This window comes from Verrucomicrobiia bacterium (assembly GCA_035489575.1).
Lineage (GTDB): Bacteria > Patescibacteriota > Saccharimonadia > Saccharimonadales > JAGQNK01 > DATHJY01.
Map to the genome: position 1 here is coordinate 58,099 of DATHJY010000013.1, position 19,896 is coordinate 77,994.

Here is a 19,896-nt window from a genome sequence, read left to right on the forward strand (position 1 = left end):
CACCGTGGCATTTGTCTCTCAGGGCGACTTTTTGTTTCCGTTTACTTTTGCACCATATTGGCTGAAACACTTCTACGTATGGTCCTACCAGACCGGCGCGTCCAATCTGGATGGTATCATGCGCCTGCCCAGCCGACTTCTGAATATACTGATCTTTGGGCTGACAGGGAACATTGGTGTCAGTTACTTCTATATCTTTTCTTCGCTGCTGTTGATCTTTGTATCCTTTTACCTCTTTGCGTTGCACTTTTTGGACATCAAAGATTGGCGCATCCGGGTACTGGGCGCCGCGTTTTTTGCCCTGAATCCTATATTTTTGGGCTACATTGCCAAAGTCGGATTGTTGGTTGGCGTAGCCATGTTACCACTCTGCCTGGTGGTCCTCAGGCAGGCATTTCTAAAAAGACAGTTTCGTTATTTTATCTTGTACATATTGTTACTGAATGTCTCGCTAGTGCATCCGTTTACCCTCACCATAAACCTGGGCGTGTCGGGAATATACTTTATAAGTATGCTGCGCCCCTACGGAAAGTTCCTGCGCCAACACAAGCTCAAAACCATTGGCGTTGTGGTACTAGGTGTGGCTCTGAATTTGTATTTTCTACTGCCAGTGGCAGCTGTGGGCACTATCAATAAGGCCGCTTTGTCTGAAGAAATCAGTACTACCACCAGCAGCGTAGATTACACCGGACTTATTGACTTTGCCAATGCTGGCAATCCACTGACTGCCTTGTCTTTGTCGCGCGATGTACTGCTAGACTTCCGCTACTATAACTTCACGTACGAGCCTGTCTATTTTGGGGCCGTGTTTGTGTTTTATGTCATACTGTTTGGCCTATATATCTACAATGAGAAGCGCTTGGGCAAGTTGCATCGTAGTCGGCTGGTACTGTTGTTTGGATTGTTCTTACTGCTCATTTTACTGTCCATGGCTACGTTCTTTGGCTTTAACGTTTTGATAAAAATGTTAGTCACTCTGCCAGGCGGCTGGGCCTTTAGATCGCCCCTGAAATGGCAGCTCTACATCCCACTCATACTGGCAACAATCATGTGTATATTGCTGGCCCAAACCCAGGTCAAACGGATCCGTCTGCTGGCTATGCTGGGTATTGCCAGCACACTGGCACTTATGAGCATTTTCTTGTGTGTGGATATCAAACGCAAGCTGATTGCGCCCAAGAACTTTCAATATTTAGGCGGGCTGCAAGCGGTCGACCTGCATCATAAAAACGTCTTGTTTGTCAGCGACGCAGCGTGCTTTGCTTTTCTGCAAGAGAATTTGGGCGTGGTGACCGAGATGAATCAGATTTTCTTGTCCAAAGAAACACAACTGAAGCGCATCAAATCAGCCGACGTAGGCACCATAAACGCCGGCTCCTATGATTACGTTCTGGGCTGCAAAGAGGCACTGGTCCAGCCTATGCAATCACAGCCAGCTTTTCAGAGGTTTGGCGTCTATGCTGACGGCCAGTTTGAGTTATACCAGAATAAAAATGTTCGCCCGTATATTTACAGCACCGATCAGGTAGTATCATTGCCCAAACAGCGAAACGTAGGCGACAAGGGCGCTTTTATAAAGCAACTCACGGGCAAAGAGTTTGACTTTGTCACCCAGGCCGACGACAAACCAGTCACCACCCTGTACGATCCATTTGAAGGCCTGACCGCAGAAAATGTCGAAGACAACAAGATTTTGGCAAAGGTTTTCCCCGGGCAAAATACCCAGACCCACTTACTCGTCCAGCCCCAAGGACCGCTCTACAACATGGTTGATGGCAGCCGTATGACCTTCCAGGCCACGCCGGCTGCTGGCTTTAAAAAAGTAAACCCAGGAGACTATACGCTGAGCGGTGCCATGAAAAACGGGCTAGAGTTTGCCTATCAGGACAATGTATCGAAGCGGCCAAACCTCATCCCCAACCCCTCACTCGAACAAGGACTGTGGCAAAAGAACGTCTGGGATTGTTACGCCTATGATGACCAGCCACGTATTGGCATGGCGCTCAATACCAAACAAAAAGTAACTGGGCAGAATTCGCTAGAGCTGGAAGCCAGCAACCACATCGCCTGCAGCGGCCCACCGATGGTTACCGTCAAACAGACGTCGCGATATCTGGTATCTTTCCGGTATCTTGCAGGGCGCGGAACGGCAGCAGGGTATGGCATTGGCTTCGACGATCTATCGCACGCCAGTCAGTCCGACCGCCTGGCAGGCACTGGCACATGGGAATATTTCATAGGCGAGGTCGAGGTACCTACAGGCGCCCGCCATTTGCAGCTGACCGCTCACGCCTATCCTGGCACATCGGGCGTGACCAGCAAGGTACTTTACGACGACTTTAGCCTCATAGAGATACCTGACGTACAGGGTAAATTCTACGTAGCGACCATGCCCACCACTACCCTGAAGGCCCCAGCAGAAACAACTTTTGCATCGGTCAATCCATCCAAAAAGGTTGTCACCGTCAAGGGCGCTCAGACTCCGTTCTACCTCGCCATGCGCGACAGTTTTAACCCCAAGTGGCAGCTAGGGCTACCCACCACCAGCCTATCGCCCAAACCCAGCACCATTCCTGGGAATAACCACCTCAAACTTAACGGCTTCATGAACGGGTGGTATATCAATCCAGCCGAGCTCTGCAAGAACATGCCCAAAGGCTGCACCAAACTTGCAGACGGCTCGTACGATATTCAGCTGGTTGCCGAGTTCGCCCCACAGCGGTGGTTCTACGCGGGCCTACTGGCAAGTGGCCTGACAGCAGGTGGTGTGGTCATTTACTTTGCATATGTGGGTCTGAAGTGGATCAAAAGAGGAGGAGACAAACGATGGCGTCACCGTTAAATAAGCTCTATCACAACCCCAAAACTCGAGTGTTGGCACTTTTTAGCACGCTGTCGCTCACTATTCTGCTACCACTGTTGCCGCGGGGGCATATCATGACCCTGGATCTGGCGTTTGCTCCCACCATTCCTTCCCCACAGACTGTTACAAGCAGCTATCTTTTTCGACTGCTGCTGCATGGGGCCAACAAACTACTACCCAGTGATGTCATCGAGAAGCTCTTGTTTTTCAGCATTCTGTTGCTGGCTAGCTATGGAATGTATGCTTTGGTCCAAAGCCTCAAAACACGCGCGCTACCCTCTGCGGCATATTTTTCGGCGCTGCTCTATACGGTGAATCCCTACACATATTCTCGATTCATGGCTGGCCAATATTCAGTACTTCTGGGTTACGCGCTGTTGCCATTTTTTGCCCAAGCTTTCCTTCGAACCATTAGAAATCCCACCACCAGAAATGCCCTGAAGCTCGGGGGGTGGGCGACGCTGATCGGGATTGTATCTATCCATACACTGGGCCTGATTGCTGTGTTGCTGGTGCTAGGAGGTGCTCTAGTAACCAAGCAATATCAGCGCCAGCCAGGACGCCTAAAACAACATTACAAGGCAACAGCCTTAGGTATCGGAGTTATGCTGCTGGCCAGCAGTTACTGGCTGGTACCGCTGCTGGCGGGGCGAGGCACAACGGCCCAGACCATTCAGAGCTTTGGCGCTACCGACACTACTGCTTTTGCCACTGCAGGCGGCAACCTGATTGGCAAAGTGGGCAATATCATACGGCTGCAAGGATTCTGGGCCGAGGACCGTGGTCTGTTCTTGCTGCCCCAAGACCACATGCCTGCCTGGGGGCTGCTAATGTGCGCTCTGTGGGTACTTATATTTATAGGCAGTCGAACCTTGTGGCGTTCTGGCAACCGCTTTATGGTGCTGTTTTTCGGGCTAGGTGCCGCCGTAGCGCTGGTGCTGGCACTGGGCATACCCTCGCTACCCGGTTACCGCGAGCCGCATAAGTTTGTCGGGCTGATAGCGTTGTTCTACGCTCTATGCGCCGGGCAGGGCATGGCAGCGCTTGCCCACAAATACCAAAAGCGCACCGAACTGGCTGGTACATCTGTGATCGCCTGCTGCGTCGTACTACTTGTCGCACTGACGTCTACTATGTTCTGGGGATTCAGCGGGCAGCTAAGCCCGCGGCACTATCCCGAAGATTGGGCTACCATAAATCAACAATTATCGCAGGACAAGGACAAGTTCCAGACAGTCTTTTTGCCTTGGCATTTATATATGCATTTCACCTTTGCCGGCCGAATCATTGCCAACCCTGCCCAGGAATTTTTTGATAAGCCAGTGCTAGTCAGCAACGACCCAGAGTTTGGTGGAGTAGCGCGCACATCGCAAGATTCGCTGAAAGACCGGCTGAGCTACGATATACTGCCGCAGGCAAGTACCCGCCAAGATTTTGGTTCACAATTGGCCGGCTTGCGTATCAAGTACGTGGTTTTCGCCAAAGAGTCCGACGCCCCGGACTATGACTACTTAGATCACCAAAAAGATCTGAAACTTATATACGAAAACCAATCCCTCAAGCTATATCGTAACGAAACATGGAAGGACTAGCATGGACCCTAGACCACACAGACCAGCCCGCTCAGTCGATGGATTTCTACCGTCACGATCTAGGGCGACGCCTCTGCCGCGCCCCACACCAATGACACCGCCAGCAGCAGCTCATCGCCCCGCGCCCCAAGCCAAACCCGTGGCAGCCGTACGACCCGCGCCCACCACACCTGCCACACCCAAGAAACGGTCATTCTTCAAACGGATGGTAGTTGGTATAGGCAAGTTTCTGTTAGGTATTGGTATATTTATCCTTGCCTTTTTGGCCCAGTCGCCCGCGATCGGCCAGGTGGCCATAGGGATTTACGCCATTGCAGCTATTGGCTGGCGTATTTCCAGCAGGATCACTTTTACTATGGCAGTTATGGCGCTGGCGCTGGTCATTTTTGCCAGCATACGATCGGACGTAACACTGGCAAATACTTTTGCACTGTATGTCTTCTTACTCCTGGCAGTTGGCACCCTTACTCTCTGGAGAGAAGTACGGAGCGAAATATAATACAGAAATGCTCGTGTATGGTAGTTAGAATGGTTCGGTTACTTAAGCGCTAATAAAAGGAGGGCCGATGCGAATAAGTACACCAACAACAAAGAAGGGGTCGCTGTCCAAGCGTATGGTCATGGGTTTCGCAGCCGTGGCTAGCGCAGCAGTGGTAGCAACAGCAGGCATGGCAAGTGCCGCAGTCAACAAACCCACCAAGGACGAGTGTCAAAAGGCTGGATTCACTAACTATGGCCAATGTGTCAAAGAGTGGGCTCAGAACAAGAACAAGCCAAACGTTGGCTATGGTAACGGTAACCAAAATAATGTGAATACCGATACCGATATCAACGTCGATATAGATGGCGACGGAAATACCGTTCAAGTTATCTTGAACTACGTATTTGGCTAGCATTATTGCCTGCGATTATCCAGAGAACTCCCCCGCAACCAGCGGGGGGTTTTATTTTTTCAGTACTTCAGTCGGAATTGACTCGGCAGATTGTTCCTGCACTACATCTGACACGGGACTGAGGCGACGTGCAGCAATAATAAAGGGAGCAGCCAATATCTGTATGCCTCCACTCACAACGTAGGACGTGCCATAGCTCCAAAGGTCGGCAGATTTGCCAAGTGCAGGCTGAAAGACAACACCTCCGACTGAACCAATCAATGAGTCAAACGACAACACCGTGGCCCGTTGTTCGGAAGGTATGAGGCCGTTCAGGTAGGCTTGTCGGATCGGGCTGGTGGCCGCAAAAACAAGCCCCCACAGCACCAGCAGGACAATGACCACCCAGAATTGTGCAGCCAGACCAATAGCACACAGGATTGCCGCACTACACACGACGCTCGCCAGTAAGGCAGAGGTACGACGCTTGAAAATACGTCGAATATATTTAACCGACAGGCCACCTACAATTTGCGCCCCAGCCACGATGGCTGCAGCCAGACCAGCTACTCCATAGGCGGCATTGTTGCCATACAATTCCAGCAAATATGGCTGCATAGCATAAAAAGCAAAAAAGCCTACGCCAGCGCTAAAGGGCGCTGCCAACATCACCCACCTTACTTCCGGTTTGCGGATGCCGTATTTTACAGACTTTTGTAGGATCAACTTCATCTCCTGCACATGGCTTGTACTTTTGCGTGGGGTAAAGCCCAAGTCTTTCATAAGCACAAACGCCACTGCAAAACTAAGCAACAAGACTGCCGACCGAACTATATACGGAACCCCCAGATTGGTCTGCTGGGCCAGCACTCCGCCCAAAACCGAACCAGACAGCATGGCCACGCCCCCAACAATCTGTCCTTTGGCAAATACCGATTCAAGCTGACCCGTGAATCCAGTGGCATGCAGAGCATCTACCAGCCATGCCTCGGTGGCACCAGAAAAAAAAGTAAACCCGAGGCCTAGCAGCATCGAAGATACCGCCCACCCCCAAAATGGGCCAGATATCTGCCACATGTACAAATACAGCAGGGTCGAGCCCATCAGGGTAATAACCCCCAACAGATACGACGCCCGTCGGCCCCATGTATCAGCGATCACTCCTGTTGGAATTTCAAACAATACTTGGCCGGCCGTAAAGAACGCGTTAGCAGCAAAGGCCTGGGCGTTAGACAGTCCGGCGTCGAGTAAAAAGAGCGTATTAATGCCCCATATAAATGATGCTGCCAGCGTATTCAAGAGCATCAGTATCAAGTAGGTATTTTGTACGGTTAACTGGTGCGACTTACGCTGATGCGATACGGTCATGGCCCCATTGTAACAGCCTTATCCTCCCGTACATTGACACAAGCGTAAGCCCTATGCTTGAATGAGCACCAAGACATGAACCCATTTCAGAACCCCCGTCTGTTAAGTGAAAGCCTTTCTGGCGAGTGCCATTTGTCAGTTCTTCTGAGAAGATGTACCCGTAGGTACATCGCCGAGGAAAACTGGCAAAGGGTGCCGTCAGAATGGATTGAAGCTGAATGGGAGTTCTGAAATGGATTCAATGACAAAAACTCCCAAGAACGGCCAGCGACAAACAACTATTCGCCACCTGTGCATGGTGCACTTTGCCTATATATTTGCCTTTGCGGCCAGCATTGTCGCCTACCATGCAGGCAATCTCATACCGACCGACGCTATCATGCGTCGCTGGACCGCGGTCGCTGCCATGCTAATCATCACAACAGTGATCTGGTACTACGCCCGCACTCAGAAAGTTGGTACCACCGGCTTCAGGACGCTCGTCTACTGCTTGGCGGCCATGGATATTGTTTTTGCGGGTTACCTAGTCTATGTCGAGCGCGGCATGGCCAGCCTAGGGGTAGCCCTGTTTGCCATTCCATTGGCAGTTATCGCAACCCTGGCCAGTCGAGCAGCGTTATGGGCCACGGCCTCGCTGTGCATTACCGTCTATTCATACGCAGCAATTCGCTATTTCATAGATTTCTTCAATGAAGGGTACAAGCTGCAATTGTATGCCACGATTGGCTTCTATGGAGCGTTTTTCTTTGTGCTGGCAGGCATACTAGCCATCGTCAGTCGAGCAGACGAACACTGATCAGGGGTGTTGGTTGCGACTGCGCCCACATACGGGTTATCCTTATATGATGAGCCTACCCCACTTCTCCGGTCCAGCCTTAACACGTTTTGGCGGCACCCTTTGCCAGATTTCCTCGGTGACATACCAACGGATATGCCTTCTCGGAAGATCTAACAAAGGGCACTCGCCAAAACACATTTCGCTTAACAGACCGGAGAGGTGAGGTAGGCTCAATGTCCAAACCGAGCGTCTCGCACGCCTATGGACGATGGCTCACCGCCATGCTCGGCCTTGTGTTACTCATGCACTGGCTGTTCGTATACCTAGACCTGTATGCTTCGTCCGTACCGCTCACCCGGCTCACCCCTCTATTTGACCTAGATAGGGAGCGCAACCTCCCAACCCTCATCAGCAGCGGCTTATTTCTGCTTGTCAGTTATTGGTGCATACGGCTGGCCGTGATCTCTCGTTACAAGTCCCAGAAGCTGGGATGGATCATGTTTGCCGGATTGTTAGGATATTTTGCCTTGGACGAGTTCTTGATAATCCACGAACAGCTAGCCGAACCAGTCCGCAAGCTGCTAAACATTTCGACTACCAGCCCGCTGTTTCACGCCTGGGTCATACCAGGGATAGTAGCAGCAGGACTGCTGGGAGCGACTCTATTATTCATTCGGCAGCACAAACAAAAGCTGACGGTTTTTACGCCCATGCTGGTGCGTGTATTTATCTTGGTCGCTGGGACCATTACCTGGGAAATTGCCGGGACATATGTATACGGACACCAGACGACCTATCGGCTACTCATGGTCCCCATAGAAGAGATGTTCGAACTGACCATGACAGCCCTCATCGGGCTGCAAGCATACCGTATCTATCGCACCCTTTCGACCAAAAAGCAAAAAATATTACAGCCATAGCAACAACCCCATCAGTATGATGAAAGGGCCAGGTAGTTTAAGAACCCATCCTCAAATCCTTCTCCTGATCAAAACCGTCTGCCTCCGAGAGGACTTGAGGATGGGTTCCAGGGGAGGTTTTAATGAAAAAACTTAAAATCTTAACAAAAGTTACGCGCTATTCAGACCTTAGTCTAGACGACATCTACGACGAAGTCTCTGATACTCGCGAGATCAAAGTAGAAAAGCTACGCACCCGCGCCCTGCGCAAATTCAAGCACCAAATCGCCTAAGAGCCCACCCAAGGTCTCGCTTCTGATGCTCCTAGGGTTAGGACTTGAGCGGAAAGCCCGAGCTGTACTCTTCGTCCAAAAGATCGTTTAGTTTGTCGGTGCGCACAATGTAGTTGCGCTTTTTATAGGTGAGTACTCCGGCTCGCTGCAACTTCTTGAGCTCTATACCGGTTGTTTCCCGCGTCAGACCAACAAAGTTCGCCAGGTCCTGTTGGGTCAGCGGCAATTCTATGCACACCGTGTCTTTCTTTACTTCTACGCCAAAACGCAGGCACAAGAAGTGAATGGTATTGATCACCTTCGAGGGAGCCTTGGACTGCTCCAGCGCATTCACGCGCATCTGAATACTGATGTACTTATCTACTAGGTGGGTGAGCATGGTCATCATCTCGTCAGGACTCTTGCGCAAGTAGTCTACATACGGCTTTATGGGTACGCAGTAGACCTCGCAGTCGGTAAAGGCCTCGTAGTAGTACTGGACGTATCTCACCTTGGTAAATACCCATGCAACAGGGAATATATCGTGCTCTACGTCAAAGCCAATAGGCTTCTCTTCGCCCTGTAGGGTCAGGTTGTAGGTCTTGACCACCCCTTGCTTCACGATAAAGGCACAATCTGGTGTTTCACCCTGGCACAGAATAAGCTCTCCCTTCTGGAAGCGCTTAATACGAAACTGACTCAGGAATTTCTGATAATCTTGCATATATAAATAAGAAACCTTGGAGCTCCCGTCCATTGTAGTGTAGTCGCCGCACCCACGTAAAGTTTTCTACAACACAAAACTCCTGACAATGAAAATATCACTTTGAATTAATTTTTATTTAACGATTCAAGACTTGCGCGACTTTTTGGTGCCTCCTTTATATGCTGGACGTACTTGGAACAACAAATAAAATCCGATAACCGAGCTAATGCCGCTGAAGAAAAAGGTGCCAGCGCCACGGTCGCTGATGAAAAGACTGACGAGCGAATACACCACATTAATGATCGATCCCAGAAACAGCAGGTCCCAGCCGCGAGCCTTGCGCTTGGCCAGCTCAGGATAAGCCATGAGCAAAATGACCGCGTCCACTACCAATACTGCAATGCCAAGGTAGATCATGAATCGATCAGAAGAGCTAAGGCCGGTCTGGTAAGTGTAGATGTTGGCAATAGTATTGAGGCGGTCAACGCTGCGAGCTAGATTCCATAGGCCCCAGGCAGCCATCAGCTGCAAAATACCAAAGATCAGGGCAATCCACGGCCAGGCTTTAACAAGCATATCCCGAGCGTTCTTGGGCAACGGTGGGGCGCTCTTAAATAAACCTCCTACGAGTGTTTCTAATTTCTTCACAGAATCCATGTGAGGATCCTCCATTTTTTAGGTTGATGTTTTTAGCATAAACCCCTACAACCCCTGCCGCAACCACTTCCGCTCGTGGAATTTTACAGACCGCCGACAGGTGTGGCGTACAGGCCAGTAAGGTAGAATGTATAAGATGTCAGACTTCGAGAGGGAATATGACCGGCTGAATACTCAGCAGCAAAAGGCCGTCGATACCATTGATGGACCCTTGTTGGTTATTGCCGGACCAGGTACAGGCAAGACCCAGCTGCTGTCTCTGCGCGTGGCCAACATCTTGGCCAAAACCGATGCATCACCAGACAACATCTTGTGCCTAACCTTTACCAACAAGGCAGCCAACAATATGCGACAGCGACTCAGTGCACTCATCGGACCGGCCGGTACTCGCGTGCCAATCCGTACCTTTCACAGCTTTGCGGCTGACCTCATGAGCCTGTACCCCGAGTTCTTCTGGAATGGAGCCAGCCTGACACACGTGCCACAGGCGGTCCAGTTAGAAATCATCACCTCTATCTTGGCGAGCCTGCCGCTCAGTAATCCACTGGCACTCAAGTTTGCGGGTATGTACACCGGTATCCGTGACGTACAGGATGGCCTGCGGCTGGCAAAAGAGGCAGGACTAACGCCAGACAAGCTACGCTCGCTGATTCAGCTCAACCTAAAATACCTGGACATCATCGAGCCACAGCTGGTAGATATCTGCAGCCAAAAGCTTAGTTACAAAAAGCTGGATGAATTCGCCACCCGGATCGCCGAGCTACCAGACCAAACCACCGACGAAACCACTCGTCCGCTTATCGCGCTGACCACCGTACTCAAAGAGAGCTTCGCGGCAGCACGGGCCAAAGACGAAGGCACCAACAAGACCACCAACGTCAGCAAGTGGAAATCTCGGCTAGTCACCACCGTAAATGGCCAGAAGGGCATGTTCGACGAGCGCAAACGGAATGCGTGGTGGCTGAGCTTGTGTGATGTGTATAAAAAGTATCGCGATCACCTGCATGCCAGGGGTTACTACGATTATGCCGACATGATCATAGAGGTAATCACTCAGCTAGAACACCACCCCGACATGCTGGCCAGCGCCCAGGAACGCTACCAATATGTATTGATCGACGAATTCCAGGACACCAATGCCGCCCAGCTACGGCTGGCACACCTGATTGCCGACCACCACTCGGCGGAAGGCAGACCCAATATTATGGTCGTTGGTGACGATGACCAGTCCATTTATAAATTCAACGGAGCCGAACTGAGCAACATGCTGGGCTTTCGGCGCAGTTACCCAACCTGCGATGTAGTGGTACTGACCGACAACTACCGCTCTAGCCAGGCGGTACTGAATTTCTCCGAGCGTGTTATTACCCAAGCCAGTGAACGCGTCACAACCGTCGAAAAAGATATACAGAAGGTCCTGGTGGCACGCAATCAGCCCGAGCAATCGGGAACTATCAGGCACATCTCGTACCCGACAGCCGACCACCAGTACCACAGCATCGCCAAAGAAATTGATACTGCCTTTAAGAACCAGCCGGGCAGCGTGGCAGTCCTGGCCCGTAGCCACGAATCACTCAGGCGCGTTGCCACTATGCTGCAGCAGGCTGGGGTACCTATTCGGTACGAGCAGCAACAGAGCGTCCTAGAGCAAGAGGCCGTCCAGCAAATCATGCTGGTAGCACGGTGCGTGGTCGCCATAGCCGAAGGTAACCAGCCGCAGGTCAATCAATATCTTGCCACGCTCTTGTGCCACCCTGTGTGGCAGGTAAGTCCCGAAATAACCTGGCACCTGGCAGTCCACAACCGCACCCACAAAGAATGGCTGACCAGCCTCACCAGTCACACAGACGAACATATCCAAACCCTTGGCCAATGGCTGCTCTGGCTTGGCCAGCAGAGCCGTTTACAGCCGCTCCCACGGGTGCTGGAGTACATCATAGGCCTGACAGCCTCCGAGCACATGACCAGCCCCATTCGCGCTTATTTCCTGCAGGAGAACACGGTAGACAGTCCATACATCGCCGCCTTGTCCGGTACGCGCCAGTTACTGGCCCTGGCCCAGGACTTTAGCCGGCAAGGGCAGAGCCGCCTGGCAGATCTGGTACGACTTATCGACGTAGCCGCCGACAACGGCCAAACCCTGACCGACGAGTCGCTGTTTGTCAGTGCCCCGCACGCCGTAGAGCTCATGACCATCCATAAGGCAAAGGGGCTCGAATTTGATAGCGTCTTTATCATCGACGCCATGGATAGCATCTGGCGGCCCGTTAATAGCGGCCGGAGACCACCCATTAACTTACCGCTCAAGCCCAACGGCGATGATCTGGACGACTATATTCGCCTGATGTTTGTGGCGGTCACACGGGCTAAGCACAGCATCACCATTAGCAGTTTTTACACCACACTAGACGGCGGCACCACACTACCCACTGCTATTATTCGTGACATCCTAGAAGCAGAGCAGGTAGACATCAGCCAGGCCGATGCACCCGAAGAAGTGCTAGAGAGCTCGCTGACCTGGCCACAGCTAGAGGGCAGTGCAGAGAAGCTTCTGCTGCGCGACATCCTAGAGGGCTTTTCACTCAGCGCAACTGGGTTACTGGACTTCTTAGACATCAGCAAAGGCGGACCCCAGTATTTCCTAGAGCGTCATCTGCTGCGCTTGCCAGAGGCCACCAGCACGGCCGCGGCCTTTGGAAGCGCTATACACGCTGCGCTGGAATACGCCCAACAGCAAGTATGCCAGGGCCAGTTTGCGCCAGAAAAAGTCTTGGCCCACTACGAGAGTCGCCTCAAAGACCAGTACCTCAGTACCGTAGACCACGAACGCTACCTGCTACACGGGCAACAGCTTCTGTCGCGGTTACTGGACGAACTGCACCTGCAGTCCACCGGACAGCCAGAGGTAAAGCTCGCCAATATTCCACTGGGTATTGCTCGCCTGACTGGTGTGCTGGACCGCGTAGATGCCGTCGGCAGTGCGGTGCTCATTAGCGACTATAAAACCAGCAAACCCCTCACCAGTCTGTCCTCCAAGGACAAAACCAAACAGATAAAAGCCTGGCGACATCGCACCCAGCTGCAATTCTACGCGCTCCTGGCCCAAGAGAGTAAACAATTCAAGCCAGATGCCTCGTTCGAAACCCAGATGATCTACGTAGAAGCCGAGACGCCTCAGCAGCTTTTTCTGCGTTACCAGCCGACGCCCGAAGAGCTGGAGCGCTTACGCCGTCTGATTCAGTCAGTATGGGCCAAGATCACCACCCACGCATTCATAGATATACGTCACTACACACCAGACTACACTGGCATCAGCCTGTTCGAGCAAGACCTGCTAGACAAGAAACTGTAAGAACCCGCTGGTTATTTTTTCAGGCGAGTGGCAGTCTTTGCCCGAGAAGCAGCTGGCTGCGGGGCAAACAACTGAACATACAAATTCATACCAACGACAGCACCCAGCAAAGGACCCAGAGCATAGGCTGCGCTCCACGAATGCAAACCCAGAGCAACCGCCGGATTCAGAACACCGTTAGATCCAACAGACGCCACCAACACCCCAACAAACAACGAACCACCAATAGCTGCAGCCAACTTGCCACCCTCATACGTGCCGTATACCGCTGCCGCGATACCAAAGGTAAATATCAGCGTACCAATCAACTCAGCAGAAAACACCCGCCAGTCCCAGTTGGCTTTTGCCAAACTAGGCAGCGCCTGGTCCATCATGTACTGGTTGACCCGGAAGGCCGTAAAGCCAGCCACCATCTGCACCATGATGTAGGTTAGCGCTTGCAGAGTAGGCACCTTGCGAATGCTCCACAAACCAATCGTTACCGCAGGGTTGATATGCGCCCCAGAGGTGGCACCAATAACCAACACCATCACTGCCAGCGTTAGACCTGCGGCAGCTCCACCAAAAAACGGAAAAGTGGTGCGGCTAGCCATAGCCAACACGGCACTCGCCAGAGCGTAGGTACCTAGAAACTCTGCCACCAACATGGCGACTTTTTTGCGTCCAAACATAGAACTCCCTCCTTATGTATTACCTAAAGAATAGCATAGCCCCCGCAATATAAAACGCTACGCATAGCGTTTTTGCGGGGGCTACCCGGGTCGAGAACTATACCGCAACTGGCTCTGGTATATCTGCCGTCGCCTGATCAATGACATATACCGGCAAATCACCCTTGGTAAGTGTTCCGGCGGTGGACAGGGTATAGACCAGTTCGCTCAAGAAGGCTCGGTGAAGCACTTCTTCCGGCTCGCCCTTATAAACCCTCTCAACCAGCTGCTGCATGCGCCAGACATCTACCGCAAAAGCCTGGGCCTCGCCGTCGGTGAGCTGACGAACTTGGTCTTGGTCAACCGTGTAACCCTCTGCCATGTTCAGCAAGATGACCACTTCTTTGTGGTCATCGCCTAATTCTTTGACCACAATCTTTCCGTTATCGATAATCTCGCCCATGACATCGGCGCCGCTGTAGTCTTGGCCCTTGGTCTCCGCTGCATAGCTGCGAAAGTTGTCAAAAACATCATCCAAGCCAGTGGCGTCAACTCCCAGCCCATCTATAGCGCCCCGGATGCCTTCCTCGTAGGTGAGGGCATTTTGGACAATAGCCGGAGCTTGATCAATTGCCCCACAGCCACAGTTCGGTCCGTGGGCATGTCCGGTATGTGCACCGAACCCAATTTTCTTTTCAGCCAGTGTAGACATGCTGCCAGAAAAAACTTGGCGCAATCTTTGGCCCGCAGCCCGCCCTAGTCCGATCACACTTGACGCAAGCATAGTCACGCCACCACCAAATACCTTGGAGCGATTTAATGACCGAGACTTTTCTTGGGTTCCCAAGAAAATACGCACCGCTTCGCGGCCGTCGCCACACCCATCATCATCAATAGGCTCACCATCTTTGCCCACGCTGACGGGGACAAGGATTTGTGGTGAACCAGCCAGTTCTTCTATCTTTGTTAATACATCACCGCCCAGGCTGTCTAGACGCTCTTTGCCAGATATAGTGCCGTCGCCAAAGCCGAGGCCTTCGGGTGCCACTTTTGTAACGGTGAGTTCGAGTTGTTCTTTTTCCATATCAACCTCAAACACATGCGCTTTATGTTCGCGCTCCATGTGAATTTTCCCTCATTTTCTCTTTTAAATAACTTTTCTATACTACTGCTACAGCTTTTTCTTTTCAAGTTCATAAGCCACCACGCTATATGTAGTATACTTATAGTGGAGGGAGGCCCCATGGAACAACCTCAGCCATCAATGACAGAGATCCAGGAACGCGTTGATTCGCTCCCTATGGTTGATGCGGGCCCACTACTTGATCATAAAGCTGCACTTGCAGCGCTCCACGCACTGCGCCGCCGCGAACTCTTCGGCGGCAATCGACTTGCTGCTCAGATAGACGCAACGCTAGACGATACCACCCAGCAGCTAGGCCAAGACCGGAATCAGCCGGTGTTTACCGTTACCAGTGAACAGCTGCGAGGCATTGTCGCGCGAGCCATGATAACCGGTATCGGCCAGGTGGCATACGACGTGGGCGGAGCCCAACAGACTGTCGAACACTTGCAACAGCTATTCAATATGGACACCGTAGACGAACCACCCATAATCACAGACACCGCACCCGAAGGTGGGATGTAAATTTTAGTGTTGCAATATTCTTGCCTCGCTATAGAATAAATGCCGGAAACGTTTTTGATCTTTGTCGGTCAAAAACAATTTTTATTTTCTAAAGCTCTCTCCTGAAAGCAAACATGCAACACAGCGTTACTAAGCGAACAAAACTCGGTGTGGCCGGACTGACGCTCGGTGCACTCGGTGTGGTCTATGGTGACATTGGTACCAGCCCTTTATATGCAGCCAACGAAATCTTCTTTGGCCATGCCCATGTGCAGCCTACCGATAATCGCATCCTCGGCATTATTTCTCTTATTCTCTGGACACTCATCATCGTTGTAGCCATCAAATACGTGGCTTTTGTACTGAGGGCAGACAACGAAGGAGAGGGCGGAACATTCGCCCTCTTTGCACGCTTAAAGGGCATGCGTGGCAAAGCCATGCCCGCCCTAGGCGTCTTACTTATCATTGCCGCCGGGCTGCTGTATGGCGACGGAACTATTACGCCCGCCATTAGCGTGCTATCTGCGGTAGAGGGGCTAAAAGTTGCTACGCAATCATTCAACCCCTACGTCATACCCCTTACCATAGCTATCCTGACTGGACTGTTTGCTATACAGTCTCGGGGCACACACAAGATCGGCAAACTATTTGGGCCGATCACCCTGATATGGCTGGCGACTATAGCCTCCTTGGGCGTACGACAAATCGTGGGGGCACCCCAGATATTGATGGCCTTCAATCCACTATACGCCCTCCGGGCGCTCACCCTCTTTCCATTCCATCAATTGCTCATGATCTTTGGCTCGCTAGTACTGGTGGTGACGGGCGGCGAGGCTCTGTATGCCGACATGGGCCACTTCGGTAGTTTGCCCATTCGTATTAGCTGGTTTACGGTAGTTATGCCATGCCTGATGCTCAACTACTTGGGGCAGGGAGCATTTCTACTCGGCGGAAAACAGGTTGTGAGTGACAACCTGTTTTATAGTTTGGTGCCAACAAATTTGCTGTACCCCGTGGTTATTCTGGCCTGCATGGCTACTATCATCGCCAGTCAAGCCCTGATATCTGGCGCCTTCAGCCTGACCGCTCAGGGAATTAACCTGGGCCTGCTGCCGCGCCTCAAGATCAAGCAAACGCACCCCGAACATCAGGGACAGATCTATATTCCGTTTATTAACTGGGGTTTATTCATTGGTTGTGTGGCCCTGGTACTGAGCTTTAAGTCCAGCAGCAACTTGGCAAACGCCTACGGCCTGGCAGAATCTGGCGTAATGATTGCCACCACCCTCAGCATGATCGTAGTTGCGCATCGTTTATGGAAATGGAAGCGAGCCGTCGCCCTGGCAGTCTTTGTGCCGATACTACTAATAGATATCAACTTTTTAGTAGCCAACAGTCTCAAGTTTTTGCAGGGTGGTTTTGTGCCGCTGACCATTGGCTGCACCCTCTACGTCATTATGACCACCTGGCAGTGGGGCAGACACCGCTGGCGTGATACGCTACGAGCCCACAGCACCATGACTATGGGTGAAATCCTGAAACAAAAACAGGCCCAAACCAGCTCACTGGATCGCAGCCTGCTCATCCTCAGCCACGAAACCCAGCCCAAGCAGAAAGCAGACAAAGCTCCAGCACTGCTGCAGATTTTTATGGACCGCTACCACTTGCTGCCCAAGCATGTGATTACCATGACTATTCGCCAAACCCGCAGACCGTATGTGGACGAAAAAGAGCGCTATACCATCACCGAGTTTGAGAACAATCATCAGAAAGGCTTTAGCCTGCTGTCCATTACTGCCAGCTTTGGCTTTATGGAAGAACCGGACGTTGAACAAGTCATTGAAGACATTGCCAAAAATAGGGACCTGATACCCGACGACGACATGAAAGACTGGATCATCTACGTTGCCCGCATGCGCGTAGTAGCCCACCTAAAAAAGCGACACCCCAAACGTGTTACCCGCATGCGCGCACTGCTGTTTAGCTGGCTGGTGATCAATGCCACACCTGGCTATGAGTACTACGGTCTGGGAGACGACTCCCGCGTCAGCGCCGAACTCATCCCCGTCCGCATCTCGTAAACGAAAGCGTTCTGGGAGCTCAGTCCTCATGCGCCAGACAGGCGGTTGCAAAAACATTATTGACTTTTGGCCAAGATGCATCCGGTCACTGCGGAGCTCCCTTAAGGTCAAACAGTCCTCGCTCCGCGGCCTGCAACTTGGCCAAAAGATCAATCAGTTTCCGCAAAGCCTGATCTGGTCGCATGAGGACTGAGCCTCGAAGTCCATGCTATCATTACTGCTATGAAGCTATTTCTTTCATCTATGCCACTGTCAAACACAGACGAATTACTGAAACTCTTAGACAAACCAAATCCTGCAGTCGCTGTCGTCCCCAATGCCTGGGACACATACCCACCAGAGCGTAAGGCAGTCGAGGTTGAAAAAGCGGTCAAGCTTTTCGAAGCAGCAGGGTTTACAACCTCACTGCTCGACCTTACAAAAGCCAACAAAGAATCAGTAGAGGGCACACTAAAAGCCCAGGATGTGGTTTGGGTTATGGGTGGCAACACATTTTATCTTAACTTCTATATACACCAATCTGGTTTTGATGATGTGGTCAAAGACTTGGTGAATCAGGGACTCGTTTACGGCGGAGAAAGCGCTGGCGCGGTAATAATCGGCACCACTTTGCACGGCATTGAACACGTAGACGACCCCAAAGATGCCCCCGAAGTAGTCTGGGCAGGGCTTAGCCTGCAGCCTTACGGCATCGTTCCACACTGGGGGTGGGGAAAATACCAGCCAGTCCTAGAAAAGGCAAAAGAGACCATGAAGGATTTTACAAAAGTTGTAACTCTAAACAACGATCAAGCTCTTGTCATTAATGATGACCAAATAACCACCGTCAAAAACCCAACCACGTAAGTAGTTTTGCTATCTTAACGGTGGTCAGCGTGGCAGCCCCATCAAGTTTTGGACGTATTCTGAGAATATTTGGCTTAACCCAGATCACTGGTCGGTGGTTGCTTTAATACGATAGGCAGTTATTAAGGTGTCATAGTCAATGATTCTCATCTCATCGTAAGCTCTACCAGCTTGTTTCACGAACTCGTTGTTATAATTCTCATAATTGCCCACTACTAGTGTGAGGGCGGGTGAGTCAACTTTAATTTTGTACTTACTCATTGCATAATCTCTGTTCTTTTCTTGCCTGAAGTAATCACGATAGCCTGCAATTTGTGATAAACCCTTGTGTATTGGTGCAATAAAACTTCGATCCCTAGTGTGCCCAGTGGTGAGTGAACTATTTGATAAAAGAGGTAATTTTAAGTCACATATATCAAAAAATCCATCAGCTCTTTTGATCATGAAGTCAGGTATGATGGACGTCTCTTCTTGGCCTGCATCAACCTGCCATTCTAACTCAGGCTGATAAATAAGATCACTTCCATCAAGAGCGAGCAATATGATCTCCTTATGATGCTCTAAAAAATCACTTATCAGTGTTTCATGGATATTGCTTTGTAAGTAAAGATTATAGAACTGGGCACATATGTCTATAGAGTGCTGGCTCGTACTATCAAACGTCTTTATGACACGAAGACTCTCTCCGTCCCTAATTCTGAAGTTAGCGTTTAAGTACTCCACTAATTCTCTCTTACTCGTTTTATTGGAAACAATAAACACGAGGGTTGGATTCCTTAATCGAGATTGATTATCATAATTATTGAGTAACATGACATCCTCGAGGCAAAAGTAGTCTAACTCATTATTGAACTCAAAGACCCTCCTAGCGTCAAAGCTTGCCTTTATTTTTGACTTATATCTTTCGAGAATTGTTTTAGGAAAACGCTTAACCAGCGCTTCATTGCTTGAGCTGGTTTGAAAAAAAAGATTGCCTATTGTGTTGTGATGACCAACTTCCATCATAGCCTCTCCTTCCTCAACCTGCCCTAAGAAGCTATATATAGATTCTGGCTTTGTAAACTTTTTGCTCAAAGGGACGAAGTGATCGCTAGAACCTACCAGTTCAAGGAAAAGGAACCCGGACACCATGCCTATAATCACGTGGGTTGGGTAAACAAATATAGGATCGGCAATATCAGATTGAAACGCTTCCGATTTAATAAGCTCCGAGGCCTCCTCGAGATAGGCATTAAATGCAGCAAGACAAACACTTGCGAAATCACTTTGTGTCATCTAAGGCATCATAGCACCTGAAATGCGTTGCTACATACTAACCATTGGATAACTTGAT

At 50.9% G+C, this 19,896-nt stretch carries 17 protein-coding genes; 11 read left to right on the forward strand and 6 right to left on the reverse strand.

The genetic code is table 11. The features are described from left to right. Positions 1 to 4 precede the first annotated feature (4 nt). The 4 genes from VK694_06100 (at position 5) to VK694_06115 (ending at position 5,348) form a co-directional block, all read left to right on the forward strand. A complete protein-coding gene (locus tag VK694_06100; GenBank protein HTE58289.1) occupies positions 5 to 2,842 on the forward strand; it encodes a hypothetical protein in 2,838 nt (945 codons plus the stop codon). Then, entirely contained in the window at positions 2,827 to 4,455 is a 1,629-nt protein-coding gene (locus VK694_06105; protein ID HTE58290.1) for a hypothetical protein, read from the forward strand. Before VK694_06100 ends, VK694_06105 begins: the two co-directional genes overlap by 16 nt. 1 nt (position 4,456) lies before the next feature. Further along, entirely contained in the window at positions 4,457 to 4,954 is a 498-nt protein-coding gene (locus VK694_06110) for a hypothetical protein (GenBank protein HTE58291.1), read from the forward strand. Positions 4,955 to 5,021: 67 nt separating this feature from the next. Then, positions 5,022 to 5,348, forward strand: a complete 327-nt coding sequence (locus VK694_06115) for a hypothetical protein (GenBank protein HTE58292.1) — start codon at positions 5,022 to 5,024, stop codon at positions 5,346 to 5,348. Positions 5,349 to 5,399: 51 nt separating this feature from the next. Here the strand turns inward: VK694_06115 and VK694_06120 are convergent, their stop codons facing one another. Next, positions 5,400 to 6,695, reverse strand: a complete 1,296-nt coding sequence (locus VK694_06120) for an MFS transporter (GenBank protein HTE58293.1) — start codon at positions 6,693 to 6,695, stop codon at positions 5,400 to 5,402. Positions 6,696 to 6,927: 232 nt separating this feature from the next. Between VK694_06120 and VK694_06125 the strand changes: the two genes are divergently transcribed. The 3 genes from VK694_06125 (at position 6,928) to VK694_06135 (ending at position 8,665) form a co-directional block, all read left to right on the forward strand. Continuing rightward, on the forward strand, positions 6,928 to 7,491 hold the full coding sequence (locus tag VK694_06125) for a hypothetical protein (protein ID HTE58294.1): 564 nt from the start codon (positions 6,928 to 6,930) through the stop codon (positions 7,489 to 7,491). A gap of 215 nt (positions 7,492 to 7,706) precedes the next feature. Continuing rightward, on the forward strand, positions 7,707 to 8,393 hold the full coding sequence (locus VK694_06130; GenBank protein HTE58295.1) for a hypothetical protein: 687 nt from the start codon (positions 7,707 to 7,709) through the stop codon (positions 8,391 to 8,393). Positions 8,394 to 8,515: 122 nt separating this feature from the next. Next, positions 8,516 to 8,665, forward strand: coding sequence for a hypothetical protein (locus tag VK694_06135; GenBank protein ID HTE58296.1), 150 nt, complete (start codon positions 8,516 to 8,518; stop codon positions 8,663 to 8,665). Between the two features lie 37 nt (positions 8,666 to 8,702). Here VK694_06135 and VK694_06140 read toward each other — a convergent pair whose 3' ends face one another. Both VK694_06140 and VK694_06145 read right to left on the reverse strand, forming a co-directional pair. Continuing rightward, positions 8,703 to 9,368 (reverse strand): Crp/Fnr family transcriptional regulator, encoded by a 666-nt coding sequence (locus tag VK694_06140; GenBank protein HTE58297.1) that lies wholly within the window; start codon positions 9,366 to 9,368, stop codon positions 8,703 to 8,705. Positions 9,369 to 9,494: 126 nt separating this feature from the next. Next, positions 9,495 to 10,007, reverse strand: a complete 513-nt coding sequence (locus tag VK694_06145) for a hypothetical protein (protein HTE58298.1) — start codon at positions 10,005 to 10,007, stop codon at positions 9,495 to 9,497. A 136-nt stretch (positions 10,008 to 10,143) separates the two neighbouring features. On the opposite strand from VK694_06145, the gene VK694_06150 reads away from it, so the two are divergent. Beyond that, positions 10,144 to 13,359, forward strand: a complete 3,216-nt coding sequence (locus VK694_06150) for an ATP-dependent DNA helicase (GenBank protein HTE58299.1) — start codon at positions 10,144 to 10,146, stop codon at positions 13,357 to 13,359. A gap of 11 nt (positions 13,360 to 13,370) precedes the next feature. Here VK694_06150 and VK694_06155 read toward each other — a convergent pair whose 3' ends face one another. Together VK694_06155 and VK694_06160 are read right to left on the reverse strand one after the other, a co-directional pair. Next, complete coding sequence (locus tag VK694_06155; protein HTE58300.1) at positions 13,371 to 14,030, reverse strand: aquaporin; 660 nt, start codon at positions 14,028 to 14,030, stop codon at positions 13,371 to 13,373. Between the two features lie 97 nt (positions 14,031 to 14,127). Further along, positions 14,128 to 15,132, reverse strand: a complete 1,005-nt coding sequence (locus VK694_06160; protein ID HTE58301.1) for a hypothetical protein — start codon at positions 15,130 to 15,132, stop codon at positions 14,128 to 14,130. Positions 15,133 to 15,252: 120 nt separating this feature from the next. On the opposite strand from VK694_06160, the gene VK694_06165 reads away from it, so the two are divergent. The 3 genes from VK694_06165 (at position 15,253) to VK694_06175 (ending at position 18,563) form a co-directional block, all read left to right on the forward strand. After that, the gene (locus VK694_06165) at positions 15,253 to 15,657 is read left to right on the forward strand and encodes a hypothetical protein (protein HTE58302.1); all 405 of its coding nucleotides are present in this window, start codon (positions 15,253 to 15,255) and stop codon (positions 15,655 to 15,657) included. Positions 15,658 to 15,770: 113 nt separating this feature from the next. Then, the gene (locus VK694_06170; protein ID HTE58303.1) at positions 15,771 to 17,717 is read left to right on the forward strand and encodes a KUP/HAK/KT family potassium transporter; all 1,947 of its coding nucleotides are present in this window, start codon (positions 15,771 to 15,773) and stop codon (positions 17,715 to 17,717) included. Positions 17,718 to 17,939: 222 nt separating this feature from the next. After that, on the forward strand, positions 17,940 to 18,563 hold the full coding sequence (locus VK694_06175; GenBank protein HTE58304.1) for a Type 1 glutamine amidotransferase-like domain-containing protein: 624 nt from the start codon (positions 17,940 to 17,942) through the stop codon (positions 18,561 to 18,563). Between the two features lie 84 nt (positions 18,564 to 18,647). On the opposite strand, the gene VK694_06180 is transcribed toward VK694_06175, so the two are convergent. Beyond that, positions 18,648 to 19,838, reverse strand: coding sequence for a Shedu anti-phage system protein SduA domain-containing protein (locus VK694_06180; protein ID HTE58305.1), 1,191 nt, complete (start codon positions 19,836 to 19,838; stop codon positions 18,648 to 18,650). Positions 19,839 to 19,896: the final 58 nt, after the last annotated feature.